The 17,657-nt window shown below is 71.8% G+C and carries 16 protein-coding genes; 2 read left to right on the top strand and 14 right to left on the bottom strand.

Annotated features, from left to right (window positions below; all coding sequences use genetic code 11):
* Positions 1–120: 120 nt before the first annotated feature.
* The 9 genes from ABT352_RS29840 to lanM form a co-directional block, all read right to left on the bottom strand.
* The gene (locus tag ABT352_RS29840; RefSeq protein WP_350948279.1) at positions 121–300 is read right to left on the bottom strand and encodes a hypothetical protein; all 180 of its coding nucleotides are present in this window, start codon (positions 298–300) and stop codon (positions 121–123) included.
* Positions 301–331: 31 nt separating this feature from the next.
* Positions 332–499 (bottom strand): hypothetical protein, encoded by a 168-nt coding sequence (locus ABT352_RS29835; protein ID WP_350948278.1) that lies wholly within the window; start codon positions 497–499, stop codon positions 332–334.
* A 30-nt stretch (positions 500–529) separates the two neighbouring features.
* On the bottom strand, positions 530–703 hold the full coding sequence (locus tag ABT352_RS29830) for a hypothetical protein (RefSeq protein ID WP_350948277.1): 174 nt from the start codon (positions 701–703) through the stop codon (positions 530–532).
* A 90-nt stretch (positions 704–793) separates the two neighbouring features.
* Positions 794–979 carry a hypothetical protein gene (locus ABT352_RS29825; protein ID WP_350948276.1) on the bottom strand — a complete coding sequence of 62 codons (186 nt, stop codon included), beginning with the start codon at positions 977–979 and terminating at the stop codon, positions 794–796.
* Positions 980–1,056: 77 nt separating this feature from the next.
* Positions 1,057–3,222, bottom strand: a complete 2,166-nt coding sequence (locus ABT352_RS29820) for a peptidase domain-containing ABC transporter (protein ID WP_350948275.1) — start codon at positions 3,220–3,222, stop codon at positions 1,057–1,059.
* Positions 3,219–6,461, bottom strand: a complete 3,243-nt coding sequence (locus ABT352_RS29815) for a type 2 lanthipeptide synthetase LanM family protein (protein ID WP_350948274.1) — start codon at positions 6,459–6,461, stop codon at positions 3,219–3,221. The genes ABT352_RS29820 and ABT352_RS29815 overlap by 4 nt, the downstream gene beginning before the upstream one ends.
* A 207-nt stretch (positions 6,462–6,668) precedes the next feature.
* Positions 6,669–9,602: a helix-turn-helix transcriptional regulator gene (locus ABT352_RS29810; protein ID WP_350948273.1), complete on the bottom strand. Its 2,934-nt coding sequence runs from the start codon at positions 9,600–9,602 to the stop codon at positions 6,669–6,671.
* Between the two features lie 40 nt (positions 9,603–9,642).
* Positions 9,643–9,900, bottom strand: a complete 258-nt coding sequence (locus ABT352_RS29805; RefSeq protein ID WP_350948272.1) for a hypothetical protein — start codon at positions 9,898–9,900, stop codon at positions 9,643–9,645.
* Complete coding sequence (gene lanM / locus ABT352_RS29800) at positions 9,890–12,772, bottom strand: type 2 lanthipeptide synthetase LanM (protein WP_350948271.1); 2,883 nt, start codon at positions 12,770–12,772, stop codon at positions 9,890–9,892. Before lanM ends, ABT352_RS29805 begins: the two co-directional genes overlap by 11 nt.
* 183 nt (positions 12,773–12,955) lie before the next feature.
* Here lanM and ABT352_RS29795 point away from each other — a divergent pair, with 183 nt between their 5' ends.
* Together ABT352_RS29795 and ABT352_RS29790 are read left to right on the top strand one after the other, a co-directional pair.
* Complete coding sequence (locus tag ABT352_RS29795; protein WP_350948270.1) at positions 12,956–13,243, top strand: type II toxin-antitoxin system Phd/YefM family antitoxin; 288 nt, start codon at positions 12,956–12,958, stop codon at positions 13,241–13,243.
* Positions 13,240–13,512, top strand: coding sequence for a type II toxin-antitoxin system RelE family toxin (locus tag ABT352_RS29790; protein WP_350948269.1), 273 nt, complete (start codon positions 13,240–13,242; stop codon positions 13,510–13,512). Before ABT352_RS29795 ends, ABT352_RS29790 begins: the two co-directional genes overlap by 4 nt.
* Before the next feature lie 180 nt (positions 13,513–13,692).
* Here ABT352_RS29790 and ABT352_RS29785 read toward each other — a convergent pair whose 3' ends face one another.
* The 5 genes from ABT352_RS29785 to ABT352_RS29765 all read right to left on the bottom strand — a co-directional run bounded on the left by ABT352_RS29785 (position 13,693) and on the right by ABT352_RS29765 (position 17,607).
* The gene (locus tag ABT352_RS29785) at positions 13,693–14,271 is read right to left on the bottom strand and encodes a PIN domain-containing protein (protein ID WP_350948268.1); all 579 of its coding nucleotides are present in this window, start codon (positions 14,269–14,271) and stop codon (positions 13,693–13,695) included.
* Positions 14,272–14,290: 19 nt separating this feature from the next.
* Positions 14,291–14,749 carry a helix-turn-helix domain-containing protein gene (locus tag ABT352_RS29780; protein WP_350948289.1) on the bottom strand — a complete coding sequence of 153 codons (459 nt, stop codon included), beginning with the start codon at positions 14,747–14,749 and terminating at the stop codon, positions 14,291–14,293.
* Between the two features lie 247 nt (positions 14,750–14,996).
* Positions 14,997–15,890 (bottom strand): S1 domain-containing protein, encoded by an 894-nt coding sequence (locus ABT352_RS29775; RefSeq protein WP_350948267.1) that lies wholly within the window; start codon positions 15,888–15,890, stop codon positions 14,997–14,999.
* 327 nt (positions 15,891–16,217) lie between these two features.
* On the bottom strand, positions 16,218–16,769 hold the full coding sequence (locus ABT352_RS29770; protein ID WP_350948266.1) for a hypothetical protein: 552 nt from the start codon (positions 16,767–16,769) through the stop codon (positions 16,218–16,220).
* Between the two features lie 85 nt (positions 16,770–16,854).
* Positions 16,855–17,607, bottom strand: a complete 753-nt coding sequence (locus ABT352_RS29765) for a lysophospholipid acyltransferase family protein (protein ID WP_350948265.1) — start codon at positions 17,605–17,607, stop codon at positions 16,855–16,857.
* Between the last annotated feature and the right edge of the window lie 50 nt (positions 17,608–17,657).

Here is a 17,657-nt window from a genome sequence, read left to right as displayed (position 1 = left end):
TCCCGCACCCCCCTGCCTGCCCCCGGGCGGTCTTCTTGGTTTGGGCGTGTCTTCTGGGCTGGGGAGGCCTTTAGTCCGAGGCGGACCGCCGGACACGACCTCGGGTCGGTTCCGTGCCTCCTAGCAGAGGTCCACGGTGCAGCACTTGTGCGAGATCACCGGAGGCCAGGTCTCCTGTGGCATGCCGCCGACGACGCGCGCGAGGTGCTCGTCAAGGTCGATCTCGCCCGCGGGGTGGACCAGGCCGGCGGAACGAACCTGTGGGTCCTTCCACTGACGGATCAGCTCGTCGCCGGACATCTCGCGCCTCCTTCTCGCACGCGACCGCGAGTCAGCAGTAGTAGCCGGTGGCGCAGCAGCCCCAGGAGGCGATCCCCTCGGTGGCGGGCTCGCGGCCACCGACCAGCTCGTCCAGACTGATCTCCCCGGCCGGGTGGACCAGGTCGGCGGAGCGGGCCTGCGGGTTCTTCCACTGACGGATCAGCTCGTTGTCGGACATCTCACAACTCCTTGGTGTAGGCCGCAGGGATCAGCAGAAGATGCCGGTGGGGCAGCAGCCGTAGGAGATGGCGTACTCGGTCCGCGGCTCGCGGCCACCGACCACCCGGGCGTCGTCCAGGGCGATCTCCCCGGCCGGGTGAGCCAGGTCGGCGGTACGGACCTGCGGGTTCTTCCACTGACGGATCAGCTCGTTCTCGGACATGACGTCACTCCTTCATGGGATTCGATGTTGTGGAAAACTCCGGCCGAACCGGCGCGGAGACGGGCCGAGGCCCCTTCGTGGTGAAGCGGGTCAGAAGTCGCCGCCGCACCAGATGCCGGTGGGGCAGCAGTCGTAGGAGATGATGTACTCGGTCCGCGGCTCGCGGCCACCGACCACCCGGGCGTCGTCCAGGGCGATCTCCCCGGCCGGGTGAGCCAGGTCGGCGGAGCGGACCTGCGGGTTCTTCCACTGACGGATCAGCTCGTTCTCGGACATGACGTACTCTCCTTCTGGATTGAGATTTCGTGGTTCGGAATCGGTCCATGGGGCGCGTCGGCGGGACCCGGCGCGCCTCACGCGTTCAGTGCCCCCGCTCGCTGCCGGGGCGCCGCGTCGTGCGCGAACAGCTCTCGGTAGGTCCCCTCTCGTGCGATGAGGTCCTCGTGCGTGCCCCGCTCGACGATGCGACCGCGGTCGAGCACGAGGATCTTGTGGGCGTCGCGGATCGCGCTCAGGCGGTGCGAGATGACGATCCGCGTGACCTCGAGCCGGGACAGCGCCGCGTCGACGCGGCGTTCTGTCTCGGGGTCGAGGTGGCTGGTGGCCTCGTCCAGGATGAGCAGGCGAGGCTTGTGGACGAGGGCGCGGGCCAGGGCGACCCGTTGGCGCTGCCCGGCCGACAGCGCGGCGCCGGCCTCTCCGACGAGGGTGCCGTACCCCATGGGCATGGCCTCCACGTCGTCGTGCAGTCCGGCGATGCGGGCGGCGCGCACCACCTCCTCCTCGGTGGCGTCCTCCCGTCCGAGGGTGAGGTTGTCCATGATCGTGCCGTTGAAGAGGTTGAGGTCCTGCAGCACGGCCCCGCAGCGGGAGCGCAGGTCGTGGACGTCGAGCTCGTCCAGTTCGTGCCCGTCGTGGCGCACCGTACCGGCGCTGGGACGCAGCAGGCCGAGGACCAGCAGGGCGATGGTGCTCTTGCCGGAGCCGGTGCGGCCGACGATGCCGAGCTTGGCGCCGGGCGGGACGGTGAAGGTGAGGTCCTTGAGCACCGGCGGGGCGTCCGCCTGATAGTGGAAGACCAGCTCCTCGACCTCGATGCCGCCGGCGGTGTTCTCGGGAAGACGCACGGGGCCGGTGGCCTCCTCGTCCGCGTCGACGATGTCGTAGACCCGCTCGATCTGGCTGCGCAGCATCGGGTAGCTCTGGCCCGCGCTGGCCAGTCCCTGAAGGGGGGCGAGCACGGCGAGGGCGACGGTGCTGGCGGCGAGCGCGGTGCCGATCGTCATGCCGCCGTTCAGTACGAGCGCAAGCCCGGTCAGCAGCAGGAGCAGCGGGGCGGCGACGGTGAGGGCCTGATGGAAGGCCTCCAGACCGGCGGTGATCCGGCCGCGGACGACCAGGGCACCGCGATACGTCTCGAACAGCCGCACCCAGTGCTGCTCCGCCCGTCCCTCGACGCCGTTCGCCTTGACCGGGACCACGGCCTCCAGGGTCTCGGTGAGATAGCTCTGCTCCTCGGCCTTCGCCGACAGCTCCCGCTGGTAGACGGCCGCGACCCGCGGGGAGACCCGTAGCACCAGCAGCACGTGGGCGGCGCCCAGGGTGAGGACGACGGGCACGTAGCCGGGGGCGAGGACGGCCAGGCCGATCAGGTAGCCCACCAGGAGCGCGGCGTCCAGCACGAGTATCAGCAGCCGTTGCGTGACGGTCTCCCGGGTGGTGGAGACGCTGCCGAGCCGGGCGAGCAGGTCTCCCCTGCGGCGCTGGATGAAGAACGACAGCGGCAGCCGCAGCATGTGGCGGATGAGCTGCCGTCCCAGCGTCGCCTCGGCGCGGACGCGCAGGGTGAGCACCGCCATCTCCCTCAGCAGGGTCGTCAGCCCGGCCAGGACGGTGGTGCCGAGCACCACCCCGGCGAAGAGCGGCAGGATGTCCGTCCGCTGGTCGGGGGCGAAGGTGTCGACGACCTGCTGGGTGGCGAGCGGCAGCACCAGGGCCAGCAGCTTCAGCACGGTCGCGCAGGCCAGCACGGCGGCGAGCAGGCTCCGGCTGCCCGGCATCGCCACGAAGTCCCGCAGGTAGCGGAGCATCAGCCACTCCCGCATGGGAGTGCGCCGCCGGACGAACTCGGGGCCGGGCGAGAGGTGGATCAGCACGCCGCCGAAGCGCCGGTCGAAGTCCTTCCTGCTCTGCCACTGGCGTCCACCGCCCGGGTCGGCCAGACGGACGCGCCGCGCGCCGACCTGTTCCACGACGACGAAGTGGTGGTCGGCGAGGTAGGCGATGGCCGGCCGGTCGATGGGACCGAGGCTCTTCATCCGCTCGGTCCGCGCGGTCAGGCCCATGCGGGGGGCGGCGGCGATCAGGTGGGCGGCGGACACGCCGTCGCGTCCGATACCGAGCATTTCCCGGCATTCGGCGACCCGGGTGTCCCTGCCGTGGAAGCTGGCGATCATGGCCAGGCAGGCCGCGGCGCATTCGGTGGAGGTGAGCTGGTGTCGCAGCGGGACCCTGCTCATCGGCGCTCAGCTCCGATGGGCGCGTCGAGCAGAAGCACGGACGGGACGTGCTCGGGCCGGGCGAGCCTGAGCAGGCCGTAGCCGATGCCGGCCAGCCCGTTCATCAGGCCGGGGGTGGGGGCGGCGCCGGGCGCGCCCCAGCGGGGGCCGCGGCGGGCCAGGTCGTCGAGGAGGTGGGCCGTGCGTGCCGTCAGCAGCTCGGCCGCCTCCGGCCGGTGGCGCAGCTGGATGAGCAGTTCGAGGTTGCCCAGCTCGCCGTGGCAGAGGCTGTGGTTGGCCATCGGCCCGCGCTCCAGTTCGGCGGCGAGCGCGCGGCCGAGGTCACCCTCAAGGTCACCGTCAAGGGCGCGGTCGAGGTGCTCGGACGCCGGGCCGCCGACGCGCGACAGGCCGATGCCGGGTGCTCCGTGGCACCAGGCGTGGAGCATGTCGTCGCCGCCCTGTCCCTGCCGGTAGTCGGGCCAGCCCCGCAGGTCCGGCCGGTAGTGCTCGCTCTCGTAGGCGAAGGCGGCCAGGGCGGTGTCACGGGCGCGCGGGTCGCCGCCCGCCTCGGCGTAGCGGCGCAGCGCCCAGCCGATGCCGCCGGCCCCGTGGGAGAAGCCGGTCAGCGGCCGGTCGTCGCTCATGGGCGTGTGCCAGGCCACTCCGGCTCCGACGGGGGCCGCGGTGTCCAGCAGGCGTTCGGCGCACGCCTCCGCGGCGCGCCAGGCCGCGGGTGACCCGGTGGCCCGGTGGATCGCGAGCATCGTGGCCAGGGTCCCCGCGGCACCGACGATGACGTCCAGTGCCTCGTCCTGGGCGGCCGCCTTCGCGCACAGCTCCACCAGGTCCTCGACCGGCCGCGCCAGCCCCGTGTCGTCCAGCAGGGCGGCCAGGTGGACCAGGGTGTACGCGACTCCGCCGAGGCCGGTGAAGGCGCCCATGACGCCTTCCTCCGGTGGGTCCTCGGCCAGCCCCGCGAGAGGGAGGGCCGCGCGTCGCGCCAGGTCGGCGTACCGTTCCTCACCGGTGACGGCGGCGCACTGCGCCAAGAACAGTGCCACGCCGGTGTAGCCGCCGTACAGGTCCCAGCTCAGCGGCCGCGGCATCCAGTACTTCTCCTCGACCAGCTCCAGCCCGAGCCAGTTGACGCGACCGCCGGGTTCCGAGGCACAGGTGTGGCGGTCGACGAGGTCGGCGACGTCCCGGGCGGCGGCGATCAGCCGGGCCTCGTCCGGCCTGTCGGCGGAGAGGGGGGCGAAGGCGGAGACGGAGGACGTCGTGCCGACGGCGAGGGCGGCGAGCCCGGAGCGGTCCCGGGTGACCATGGCGGCCCGGATGACCCACTCCTGGCGGGCGCGATCGACAGGCCCCATGCCGAGAACCTTGCGGACGGCGCGGCTCAGGCTGGCCTCGGGCAGGATGTCCGGGATGCGGACACCGCCCGAGGTCCACAGGTCGCGGCTGCCCGGCCGGGTGGTGAAGATCGGGATGTCGCCTGCCCAGAGGTCCTCCGCCTCATAGGCGATCAACCGCTCGCGGGTGCGGTCGCCGCGGGTGATCGCCCACAGGTGGTCGAGCACGCGGTCACGGTCGAGGCCGTGGCGGAGCACGTCCGGGTGGGTGGACTCCATCATCAGCTTGGCGTACGTGCGGGTCGCCCGCGGGACGACGCGAACCTCGTCGTCGGAGAACGTGGTCATCAGCCGGACCAGTGCGGGGGCGTCGGCCACGATGGCCTCGTAGCCGCGGCCGAACCCGGCCAGCAGGTCGTCGAGGTGGTCGGCGGGGTCGGCCGCGTCCTCGCCCAGGCGCGGGCGGTTGCGCACGCCGGGAAAGACCAGGTGTTCGCGGACCAGCCGCATCTCGTCGGTGCCCTGTCCGGTCCAGGTCGGCGTCTTCATCGGCAGCATGACGTCCTTGTCGCCGCCCATGCCGGACAGGTCGATCACGCCGTTCTCGCCCACCATCAGCTCGGGCAGCAGACCGCTGCGGCTCACCGACGACTCCAGGGCGAGCGCCGCGGGGTCCGCCATGAGGCGCTCGATCCCCGCCCCGGGCACCAGCGGGTGCAGCAGGGCCTCCAGGTCGACCAGCACGGGCTGGTCGCCGCAGGCGATCAGGTTCTCGCAGTGGAAATCGGCGCCGTCGAGAGCGTGCAGCATCGCGAGCAGCGCCCCGAGCCGGTGGTAGTAACGGGCGACCTCCCGGCGGTCCTGGCACGGCAGGTGGGGCGCGAACTCCACCCAGCCGTACGGGCCGCGGTCCAGCACGGCCAGGCGGATGAGGTCCAAGCCTGCGACGCGCTCGTTGAGCCAGGCCAAGGCGTCGTTGAAGTGCCGGTGAACGGCCTGCGGGCGCGGCTTGTAGACCACCTGCGCACCCGTTTCGAAGGTCAGGACACTCACCGCGCGGCCGCCCTGGTGGGTGTCGCCGCCACCCTCGATCGCCGTCAGCGGGCCGGGATCGACGCCGCCCAGCAGCGTCCGCACGATGTCGGGACGGTCCTCGGTGTAGCGGGCGAGCATCTCGCCCCGGCCGGCCGCGAACCGGTCTGCCGTCTGGGCGAGCAGCCTGGCCAGCACCGGGTACTCCTCGCACAGCGCGACGAGCGCCTCGGGATGACGCCCGAACCATCGGACGAAGTCCGCGAACCGTTCCTCGGGCGTCGCCCCCTCAAGCCGCCGCGAGACGCGCATGACGTTGAGCTCCAGAACCAGCGTCCGTGACGCGAGCGCCGCGAGCCGCTGCCGGAGCTCGACGCCCCAGGCCGCGAGCAGGGCGTCCGCCCGAACGGCGGGACCGCACGCGTTCAGCGCGTCACCCAGGCGCCGCAGCGCGCCTTCGGCGAACGGCGTCATGATCGCCGCGAATCCCTCGTCGACGGGTATCCCGTCCGCGCGGGCGCCGGACTCGGCAGGCGCCGCGGCGATCGCCTCCTCGGCCTGTACGGCCCAGTCCGGGCGGGCGACACGGCCGGCCAGCACGGCGGGCTCCTCGTCCAGCAGCGAGGTCAGCTCGTCGACGGTGAGCCCGGCCGCGGCCAGCCGCCGGTCGAACTGTCCGCTCTCCAGCAGCCCGTGAGCGTTCCGCCACTCCCGTAGCCGCCAGCGCGCGGTCTCGCCGGCCGACTCCGGCGACCGGCCGGCGGGGATGTCTCCGCCGGTCCGGTCCAGCCGCTCGGCCAGCGTCAGTCCGCCGGCCCACCATGCCGCGCCGAGCTCGGGCGCCGCCCCCAGGGTGATTCCGTCTCCGCTCATGGCTGGCACTCTGCCGACGCGCGGCGTCGGCCACATGCGGGAGCCGCCCCCATATTCGCGCGGGCCCGCCGGGGGTGATGGGGGCATCGGTCACATCAGGTGGGGCGCATCGGCATTCGCGCGGGCTCGGACCGGGCGCTTGAGAGGACGTCAGGTGGAGCGGCGGCGGTGTTCGCGCGCGCTCGTACGGGGCCACCTGAGGAGGCGTCAGGTGGGGCGCAGCAACTCGGCCGCGTGCTCGTACACGGCGGCCCGGTCGGGCAGGCCCGTTTTCTGCAGCAGGCTCGCGACGTGCTTCTCCACGGTGCGCGGCGAGATGAACAGCCGCTTGCCGATGTCGACGTTGCCACGCCGTTCGGCGAGCAGGGTGAGCACCTGATACTCCCGCACGCTGACGCCCTGGGCGCGCAGCCCGCTCGGCACCTGTTCACGTCCGGTGCGGCGCTGCGCCACGGCCGCGCCGGCTCCGCGCAGCATCGCCCGGCAGGCCCCGGTGACCGCGGGGACGCCCGCCTGGTGGAAGTAATCCTCGGCGGTGCGCAGCCAGACCAGCGGCTCGCCCCAGCCGTCCGCCAGGGCGGCCTCGGCGACCAGCCGGAGCCCCAGGTGGTGGGCGAGGGGAAAGGGCCGGGCGGCCTCGGCGGCCCTGCCGAACGCGGCGAGCGCCCCCTCGGGGTCGCCCTGGCGGCCCGACAGCACGGACCTGGCCAGGTGGAGGAAGGTGCGGTTCCAGGCCAGTTCGGCGGCCGAGGTGCTCTCCGCCGCGTCGCATTCGGTGGCGCCCGCCCGGTCGGCGAGTACGTCCATGAGCACGCGGAGTCCGTACCTGCCGGTGAGGTAGTAGATGGTGGGGTTGTCGTCCTCCCACTCCCGGGCCCTGATCAGCATCTCGCCGCAGAGGTCGCGGTCCTCCTCAAGGAGCGCGCACATCGCCTGGCACAGGCCGTAGACCACCGGCATGTGCAGGCTGCTCTCACCGCCCCACTCGCGGAACCGCTCCAACACGCCCTCCATTTCCGCGCGTTTGGCCTGGTGGGCCGCGAGCGTGGCCTGGGCGAGCAGGAGGTACTGGGTGTAGGCGGTGTGGCCGAGCCGGATGGTGGACTCGACGCACGGGACGGCGAGCCCGTGGGCCTCACCGTACTCGCCGCGCAGCACGCCCGTCATGACCAGGGACGCCTGGGTGGAGTGGACCAGACTGATCGCGCCCGCCTGTGCCGCCGCCCTGCCGACCTCCTCCAGCGGCTCCCGCTCGCCGGTGCGCAGGGCGTGGTTCACGGCCAGGCGCAACATCGCCCGCAGCTTCCACAGCTTCAGGCCATGGGCGTCGGCGATGGACACCACCCGCGTCAGGCACCGGTCGGGCTCGTCGAACCCACGGGCCCTGGAGAACATCGCCATCCGCTCCCACGCCTGGCAGGCCACCTCGGGGAGCGGGACGCGTTCGGCGACCTCCACGGCTCGCCGTACGAGGGCCTCGGCCGCGGCCATCCGCTGCGGGCTCTGCTGGAGGACCCCGTGGTCGGGGACGATGAGCTGGGCCTCGATCACGTCGACGGCCGCCGTACGGGCCTCGTCCGGGTTGATCTGGAGGAGCCTGCGGAGCGCCGCGACGTGCGCCAGTCCGTCGGCGGTCCCGCCGATCTCGGCGGCGACCCAGGCCAGCTTGGTGCGCAGGTCCATCTCGTGCGGGATGGTCATCGCCAGGTCGCCGCTGATCGGGAGGTCCTTGGCGAGGGCGAAGGCGCGGTCGGCCTGCCCGCTCTCGGTCAGCGCGTGCAGCAACCCCTGCAGGACGCGCGCCCGCAGGTCGGCGGGGGCGGATCCGAGCAGGGCGTAGGCGCGTTCGAGCAGCGTGACGGCGAGGTCGGCGGCACCGTCGTCCAGCAGGCGGCGGCCGGCGCCGGCGAGCAGGCCGGCCGCGCCCAGGGTGTCCCCGGCGGTCAGGCGCAGGGTGGCCGCGATCTGGCACCACTCGCCGGGCAGCCCGGGGTACAGCCGCTCCAGCGCGTCGGCGGCGCGGCGCGCGATCGACACCCGCTCGGCGGGGATGAGCGAGGAGCGCAGGGCTTCGGCCATCAGCGCGTGACGGAAGGCGTACCAGTCGCCGGCGGAGTCGTCCGGCGTGATGAGCCGCGCCCCCGTACCCGCGCGCAGGAACTCCATCACCTCGCGGTCGGCCAGGCCGGTGGCCTCCTGGATCATCGGAATCGGGAAGCGGGAGCCGAAGACCGCCGCCATGTGCAGCGACTCCCGGGCGGAGGAGCTCAGCTGGGCGGCGCGCAGCATGATGCTGCGCACCAGCGTGGTCGGCACGTCGATCGCGGGGTCGCCGTTCAGCCGCCACCGCCGCCCGTCGCGCTCCAGGGCGCCGACGTTCACCATGGCGGCGAGCAGTTCCTCGACGACGAACGGGACGCCCGCCGTATCACGTTCCAGCCGGGTGAGAAGCTGCCGGGGCAGGTCGTCGGGCGAGGCCTCCAGGCAGGCGGCGGTGAGCCGGGCGAGTTGCTCCGGCGGCAGGGGCGCGAGCTCGACGAGGGTCGCGGTCCGCCGCTGGGCGCAGGCCTCGGCGACGGACCGTGCCGGTCCCGCGTGGCTGCGCAGGTTGGCCAGCAGGAAGGCGGGCACCCCGGCGAGGTTGTCGGCCAGGTACTCGACGACGGCGAGTGTGTCGGCGTCCGCGTCGTGCAGGTCCTCCAGGACGAGCAGGCAGCCACCGTCTCGCCCGATGACGGCGAGCAGCCGCAGGACCGCCTCCGCCAGCACCATCACCGACTCCAGATGGTCGGTTCCCCCCGCCCGGCGCCACTCCGGGACCAGCTTGGTGAGCGCCGGCAGGTAGGGCACCAGGGCCGGATCGTCCGGCGGCTCCTTGGTCCTGGTGTAGGAGAGCAGCGCCTCGCACAGCGGTTTGAACGGGATGTCCGCGCTGATGCCCCCGCCCCGTCCCCGCAACGCGATCATCCCTGTGTCGAACGCCTGGTACGCGCATTCCGCAGAAAGGCGGGACTTTCCTATTCCGGGATCGCCGAGCAGGAAAACCGCGCCACCCCGGCCGTCTCGCGCGGCGGCGAGGCGCCGGTCGAGTTGCTCGACTTCCCTTTCGCGTCCGACCAAAATGGGGGAGGTATATGACATGACGACAGGTTAACTGCCGCCATGTCACCAAAAATGCCTTTTAGCGAGCACTCAGGGAAACGGGAATGACGGTGTCGTCCCCGCTCACGGCCATCACCGCGTGCGCCGCGGTGTCCGGCGAGCCGAACGCGATCGTCGTCCCCGCCGTCAGGCCGGCCAGCACGAGCGCACGGGTCACCGGGGATACACCGGCCAGTCTGATCATGATCGATCCGGCCGGCGTGCCCAGCCGCTCCTGCCACGACGCGGCCGGCTCCTCGGTGGTCGAACGGTTCTCAGCGTCCTTCTCAGGGTCCATGGATCTCTCCTTCATCAGTGGGCCGCAACAGCAGCACCGACGGTGTCATCTCGGGAAGGGCCAGCCTGAGCAGACCGTGGCCGATGCCGGCCAGGCCGTCCAGCAGACCGGGGGTCGGCGCGTGGCGGGGAGTACCGCACCGCGCTCCGTAGGTGTCCAGCGAGGCCAGCAGCCTGCCGGCGTGGCGGCGCAGTGACCGCTGTGCCACGGGGTCGCCCCGCCGGGCGAAGGCGCTCAGCGTCTCCAGACGTCCCGCCTCGCCATGACACAGACCGTGTCCCCCCAGCGGGACGTCGGAGATCGGGAACGCCGCCGGATCGCCGGGGAGGGCGGCGTCGGACAGGGCCAGGCGCACTCCCGCCCGGCCGTGGCACCAGGTGTCCTCCGCTGCCGCCGCCCGCGCGGCGGCATGGACGAGCAGACGAGCGCCGTCCACACTCTGCCCCTGCCTGGCGAGCGCCCACCCCACGCCCGCGGCGCCGAAGGCGAACCCCGGCGGCAGATCCGCCACAGAGGGCGCCGCGGCCGCCAGGCGTTCCGCGCACCCGGCCGCCACCCGGCCGGCCCCGGCCGTTCCCGTGCTGTGCCGGACGGCGAGCATCGCGGCCAGGCACCCGGCCAGGCCGTCGTGGACGTCCAGCGGCGACTCGTCGACGACCGCCGCGCCGGCCGCCTCCACCGCGGGCTCCACCCAGCTCGCCACCTCGGCGTCGCCGAGCAGGACCCCGAGCTGTGACAGGCCGTACGCGATGCCGCCGAGACCGCCGAATCCCCCGCAGCCCACGGCTCGCAGCAGAGCCTCGTTCCCGGCGATCCGCTCCAGCAGCCGCGGCAGAGGTCGAACCGCCATCCAGGCGAAGTCCATGTAGCGGGAGATTCCGGTGACGCGACTCGCCTGTGCCAGGAACAGCGCGACGCCGAGGTACCCGCTGGACAACCCGGCGCCCAACGGCATGATCGTCCACCGGCCGTCCTCCACCGGCTCCAGGCCCAGCCAGTTGACGGTACGGCCTTCGCGGTGCGCGGTCGCGCACAGGCGATCCGCGATGCCCCGCGCGGCGGCCACGAGCGCCGCGCGATGAGGCACCGTGGCCGGCAACGGCGTCTCGGACGGCTCGCCGGGATCATGCCGCCCGCCCGCGACCCGGGTCGCCATCGACGCCTCGATGATCCATTCCTGGTTCTCCCGGTCGGCGGCGCCCAGCCGGGCCAGCTTGGCGGCCACGACGTCCAGCCCGCTCTCCCGCGAACACCACGGCAGCGCCCTGCCCCCGCCATCGCGAATCTCCCGCTCGCCGGGGGACGTGCTGAAGTACGGGATGTCCCCCGCCCACAGGTCGGCCCGCTCGAACGGCACCGCCGCCGACCGCGCGGGGTCGCCGACCGACACGGCGTCCAGCAGGTCGAACACCTCGTCCCTGTCGGCGTCGGACCGCATCACGTCCGGATGCGTCGACTCGATCAGCAGCTCGCCGTAGAAGCGGGTGGGCCGGAGCAGCACGCGGACCTCGGCCTGGCCGAACCTCGCCAGCGGCCCGCGCAGCAGTTCGTCGCGTCCCGCCGCGACGGCGTCGTAGGCACGCCGGAAACCGGCCAGCAGGTTCGGCAGGTGGTCGGCGGGGTCGGCGTCCACCCCGTTCAGCGTGGGACGATTGACCGCTCCGGCGAAACGGGTGACACCGCGCACCAGCCGCATCGTGTCCGTCCCCTCCTCCTCCCACCGGGGGGACAGGAACGGGTACACCCCGCCCTTGTCCCCGCCCAGGCCGGAGACGTCCAGCGCGCCCTGCTCGCCGACCATCATCTTCGGCAGCAGCGCGGTGCGCTGGACGGAGTCCCGCAGGGCGTGCAGCGCCGGGTCGGCGGACGCCTCCGCGGGCAGCGCCGCGTGGAACAGTGTCTCGACGTCGACCAGCACCGGCCGGTCCGCGCAGGCGACGAGGTTCTCGTAGTGCACGTCGATGGCGTTCAACGCGTACAGCAGGGCGAGCAGCGCACCGGCGCGCGTGTAGAACCGCTCCACCTCGGCCGCGTCAGCGCACGGCTCGGCCGGCACGAACTCGACCCAGCCGTAGCCCTCCCGCCGCACCGCGCGCGGAACGCGCAGGCCGAGACCGGGGACCCGTTCGTTGAGCCAGTCGAGCACCTCGGCGAAGTGCAGGTATGCCTGGACCGGTCGCGGCCGGTAGACGACCTTCGCGCCGCCGGCCAGGGTCACCACGGTGACGGCGCGTCCCCCGAGATGGCTGTCGCCGACGGCGGAGAACTCCACCGGGCTCCCGGGGTCACTTCCCAGCAGTTCCCTCAGGTGCTCACGATCCGCCGCGAAGCGCGTCAGAAGTTCCAGCCCCGCCTCCACCTCCTGGTCGGCGGCCTGGCGCAGCAACCGGGCGAGGACGGGATACTCCTCAAGCAACTCGGCGAGCCCTTTTTCGCCGCTCACCCGGCCCACGAAATCGGCGAACCGCTCGGTAGGCGTGTCTCCTGACAGCTCTCCCCTCGTCCTCCGCGCGTTCAGCTCGAACACCAGGACCCGGGAGGCGACCCGCGTGAGCCGGGCCGTCAGATCCTTCGCGAACCGTTCCCCGACCGAGGCGCCCCAGACCCCGCCCTCCAGTCGTGCCGTGCCGGCGGCCAGCCGCTCCACCGCCCGCCGGACGAACGGGAGTACCGCGTCCGACAGAGTCACCTCCCGGCCCGCCGGAACGCCGGACATGTCCACAACGGCCTCCGGCGCGCCTGCTCCGGCGACGGGACGCTCCACGCCGGGAGCGGCGAGGCGAGCCGCGTCGGAGGCGGTGGCCCGATCGGAGGGACGTGCCGCCGTCCGGGCTCGGGGCGGCACGGCGACGAACGGGCTCGCGGAGTTCACAGCCGTCAAGTATGACGACCACCCTGAACCACGATATGGGGGCAATGCCCCCATATTTCCGCGAACCCTCCATCCACCGCCTCCGCACCGGGGACTCCACCCGGTCGACCACCGCTACCCAACCGCACGAAAGATGGCCCGGATTTTGGCCAGCATTCCAGCCAAAGAGATACCATGGACTCCATGGAGATCATCCCGATCAGCGAAGCGAAGGACCGGCTGACCGAGCTGGCCGACCGGGCCGCTCGCGAGCACGATCACTTCACGCTCACCCGGAACGGGCGGCCCCACGCCGTCATCGTGTCCGTGGCCGAGTGGGAGTCCCTGCAGGAGACGCTGGAGATCCTCGCTGACCCTGAAATGCGGGCCGACCTGGTCGAGGCCGCTGCCGCCGAGGCGCGTGGCGACGTGACCACCGAGGAGGAGATGGCCGCCGTCATGGCCGCCCGCCTTGGCAAGGCGAGCGCGTGAGCGACCGATACACCGTCCTGCTGGATCCGCCTGCCCGCCGCGCACTCGCCTCGGGCCTGCCCGAGACCGTGGCGTCCGCAGCCTGGGAATTGATCACCGGCGCCATCGCACGCGAGCCCTGGCGCGTCGGCAAACCTCTCCAAGAGCCGTACGAAGGGCTGCATGTCGCCCGACGTGGAACGTATCGCGTGGTCTACCGCATCGACGAGGACAAGCGCACTGTGACGATCCAGACGATCAAACACCGCCGAGACGCCTACCGTCCATAACAACGGGCCGATCTCAAGAAGGTCCCCCAGGCTCGGGGCAGCACGGCGACGAACGGGCTCGCAGGGCCTCGCGGGACTCCGGACCTATGGGCATCTCACCGGCCGAGGTTGCGATATTTCCATAGCCGACCATGGAAACAATGGTCGGCTTCGTCCACCGTCACATCGCCACCGGCGGAATCAAAACTCTTCGGGTACGGCGAGCAGGCGGTTGCGCGCCCTCCTGGCGAACACGGGCACCCCGGCGCGCTCCAGCGCATGAGTGATGTCCACTCCTGTCATGGGCGGGCGCCGCTTACCCACCGCCATCCGGACCAAGGCCGCCACCACCTCGCGAGGGCTCTGCGCCAGCAGCGAGCACAGATAAGTGTCAGGATCGGTGACGGTCAACCCGTAGGGGCTCAAGGTCACGGCAGGAAAATCGGTGAGATTCCAGGTGACCAAAGTCTGGGCGCGGCCGGCGATAGCGGCCGCCATGTGGTGACAATCATCGAAGTCAGGACCGACCAACCGATCCAGCAGGTGCTTGTAGTCATCCTCGGGCACACGGGTGTCGGCGAAGAACTCCCGAATCGCCGCACTGATGCGAGCCGCCGCTGCTGCGGAGCGGTGCTGCTCGCGCACGATGACGCGCTCCCATTCCTCCAGCAGGTGATCACTCCAGATGACGGTATGCACCGCGTCCTCGGTCAGGGCCAGCATCAGGTCCATCAGCGAGAACGGGAACAACACATTGGTGTCAACGAAGACGCGCACCATCGGCGCACTCCCAGGGCGGTCAATAAGGCAGATCAGCCTCTTCGGCGACATCCATGATCCTGCGACGGCCTTCCGCGCGCCGCTCGCGACGAGCCTGGAACTCCAGGACATCCGCGAGGCGCACCAGACGATGACGGCTGTCCGGCAGACGTTGCGAGGGGATCTCGCCCTCGTCGAGCAGCCGTACGACGAAGGGACGTGACAGCCCCAACAGCTCTGCGGCCTCGTTCGGAGTCAGCCGGGTCTCCACCGGCAGCGCCAGAACGGCATTCCCCTTCGCGAGGTCGTGCGCCGCCGCCACCAGCAGGTTCACCAATGATCTGGGCAACTCGATGTCGGTACCGTCGGGTCCTCGCAGCACCAGTGACGCCTTCGCCGCGGCCGCGGTCGTCTCCAGACGGGCAAGGAGTTCGCGGTCACCGCCACCTGCCTCAACGCGTGTCGCGCCAGCCAGAACACCGGTGCGAGGCATGTCCACCTCCAACTCAAGGAATATCTGCAATAAGTGTAACCCGGGGGATCGGAACACGCCAGCATCGGAAGCATGTGCACGACTTCGCCCCCCAGCGGTGATGCCCGGGTCTCCGGTCGGAGACCCGGGCATCATCGTTCTGAGCCGCCTGTCACCGGAACCGGGGCCGTCACGTCGTGATGGACGGCCCCGGTTCCACGGCGCGGCCACGCGGGTCAGGGCCGCGTGGCGGCCGCGCCCGTTTCCTGCTCGCTCAGGGAGTGGGGGTCGGGGTCGGGGTCGGGGTTCCCTCCGTCACGGTGGGGGTCGGCTCTGGAGTGGGGGCGGGCGGCGGCTCCTCCGTGGGCGGCGGGGTCTCGGTGGGAGGCAGCGGAGACTCCGTCGGCGGGAACGGGGTATCCGTGGGAGGCGGGGTGGGAGGCAGCGGGGTTTCCACGGGCGGCGTGGGGGTCGCGACCGGCGGCGTGGGGCAGATGGCGGGCTTGTGCCACCTGCTGCCCGGCCGCCACTCGTTGATGGACCACCAGCCGCCACCGCGCCAGAACTTCTTGTGAGGCCGCGTCAGGCCGAAGACGTAGGCGGCCGTCGCCGTCTCGCCGGAGGTCGTCGCGGTCACCGAGACCCAGTCGCCCTGCCTGAGCACGTTGTCCCGTCGTCCCGAGAGGGACTTGGTGGTGTCGGCGATCGTGTACACCCGCTCGAAGCCGTCCTGGCTCTTGACGGTGATCGAGTCTTCCGCCAGAGCGGTCGCCTCGCCGGTCTGGGCGAACACGGTGAAGCCGCAGCCGTCCTTCGCCGGTAGGACGAACTCGCCGTGCAGCGTGCCGGGGAACGCCACCGGGGGCACCCGGGGCGGCGTCGTGGTGGTGGGGGTGGGGGTCGGCGTCGGTGTCTCGGCCGAGGGCGGGGGAATCGGTGTCGGGCTCAGCGGGGGTGTCTCGCTCACCGTCACGCCGGGGGTCGGCGTCGGTGATTCCGTCGGTGCGGGCGGCGGCGATGCCGCTGACGCCGGGGAGGCCCCGACGCCGCCCGACGCCACCAGCACGACGGCGGTGGCGATGACCATCGGGCGGGGGATGCGCCGTGGTGGTCCGTCCGGTCCGCTCGACGACACCGCGTTGGGCCTGTCGGGATTTGTTAGCGTCACCTTGTCCTCCATCTGGTTTGATCCGGAACCAGCGGGGGCGTCGAAGTCGAAGGGGTGCTCTCACGCCCGCCGCCGAGACCGAGGACCACCGCCCGGTCGTGGTCCTCCATCGAGGGGCGCGGGGAAGACTTCCCGCTTCCGGAGCAGCCATGCCGACGAAACGGGCGACGGGCCGTCGAAACCGAAACTTTCGCCAGCTCACCGCCACATTTCGCGAATTACAACAAATTTCCCTCAGGGCCTGCAAACGTGCCTCGAGCCGTCTCGCGTGCCCTTCTCTGATCATCGCGAAGCGCGTGAACCGGGACGCGTCTCGGCGAGGACGGTTCAGGAGTAGGCGGCGACCATGCCGACGACGAGACCGGCGAGGGAGACGAGCGTGAGGACGCAGCCGAGGACCACCGCGGCGCGCCTGCCGCGACGCGCCTTGAGAACGTAGAGGAACACGTACGGCAGGAAGCCCAGCACGCCGACGCCGAGAAACGGCATGGTCAGCGCGGCGAGGACGCCCGAGGTGCCGGTCCGGACGGCACGGTCGCCCTCGGGGGTGAGCTGGGCGCGCCTGACGTCTCCCGCGGTGGAGTCGGGTGAGGCGTCGACCGGGACGGCGTCTCCGCCGCCGTCGGGCGCGAAGCTGCCCTTGCAGTCGTAACGGCCCCGGCCCAGTTCCTCGCACGAGACGACCGTGAGCGTGCCGGGAACGCCGACAGAACCCGTCGCGAGCTTGAGGCCGGGCACCGCGAACACGAAGGGCAGCACCCCCAGGCCCGTCCAGAGGATCAGCAGGATGGTCATGCCGATCTTCCCCGGTGTTCTGCCAGGGCCGGGGGTCGGAACCGGCTGGAAGGCGTTCGCCACGTCCTCGAAGGCGTTACTCATGGGGACAGGATGAGGCGCGCCACTTGCGAACCACCTGTTGGTGACTTGGGGGCGATCCTCACGATGAGGCCCTCGATCGAGGGCCTCAGGAGATGGCCCTGTTCGCCTTGGCCTCGGCCTCGGCGGCGTCCAGCTTCGCGGCCTCCTCGGGAGTGGGCGCGGTGCCGCCGAGGTGGCGTGGCTGCCACCAGACGCCCTGCGGGATCTCCGGGTAGCTCCGCTGCGCCGCATCGAGCATCTCGGACATGCGCTCGCGCAGGTCGGCGGTGACCTTGTCGTAGTCGTCGCCACGCTGGGGATGCATGGGCTCGCCGACCCGGATCGTGATCGGCACGTGCCGCTGGAGCAGTTTCCTGGGGTGGCCCTTGGTCCACAGCCGCTGGGTGCCCCACAGGGAGACCGGGATCATCGGCACCTTGGCGGCGACGGCCATCCGGACCGCACCGTTCTTGATCTCCTTGACCGTGAAGGACCTGCTGATCGTGGCCTCGGCGAACACGCCGACGACCTCGCCGCCCCTGAGCGCCTTCAGCGCCGCGCCGAACGCGGCGGCCCCGGCCGCGCGGTCGACCGGGATGTGGTGCATGCCGCGCATCAGCGGCCCCGAGATCCGGTGGTCGAAGACCTCCTTCTTCGCCATGAAACGCACCAGGCGCCCGGCGGGCCGCGCGGCCCAGCCGGCGAAGATGAAGTCGAGGTAGCTGATGTGATTGCTGACCAGCACGGCTCCGCCGGTCTTCGGGATGCGGTCGGCGCCCTCAACGCTGATCTTGAGGTCCAGCGCGCGGAACAAGGTCAACGCCGCCCCGATGACCGGGGGGTACACGATCTCAGCCATGGCTGAACCGTACCTCAGCCACCCCCTCCCCCCGACCTCCACGTCCTCCC

This window comes from Streptosporangium sp. NPDC000563 (genome assembly GCF_040299985.1).
Classification (GTDB): domain Bacteria; phylum Actinomycetota; class Actinomycetes; order Streptosporangiales; family Streptosporangiaceae; genus Streptosporangium.
This window is presented reverse-complemented; position numbering and strand designations above follow the sequence as displayed.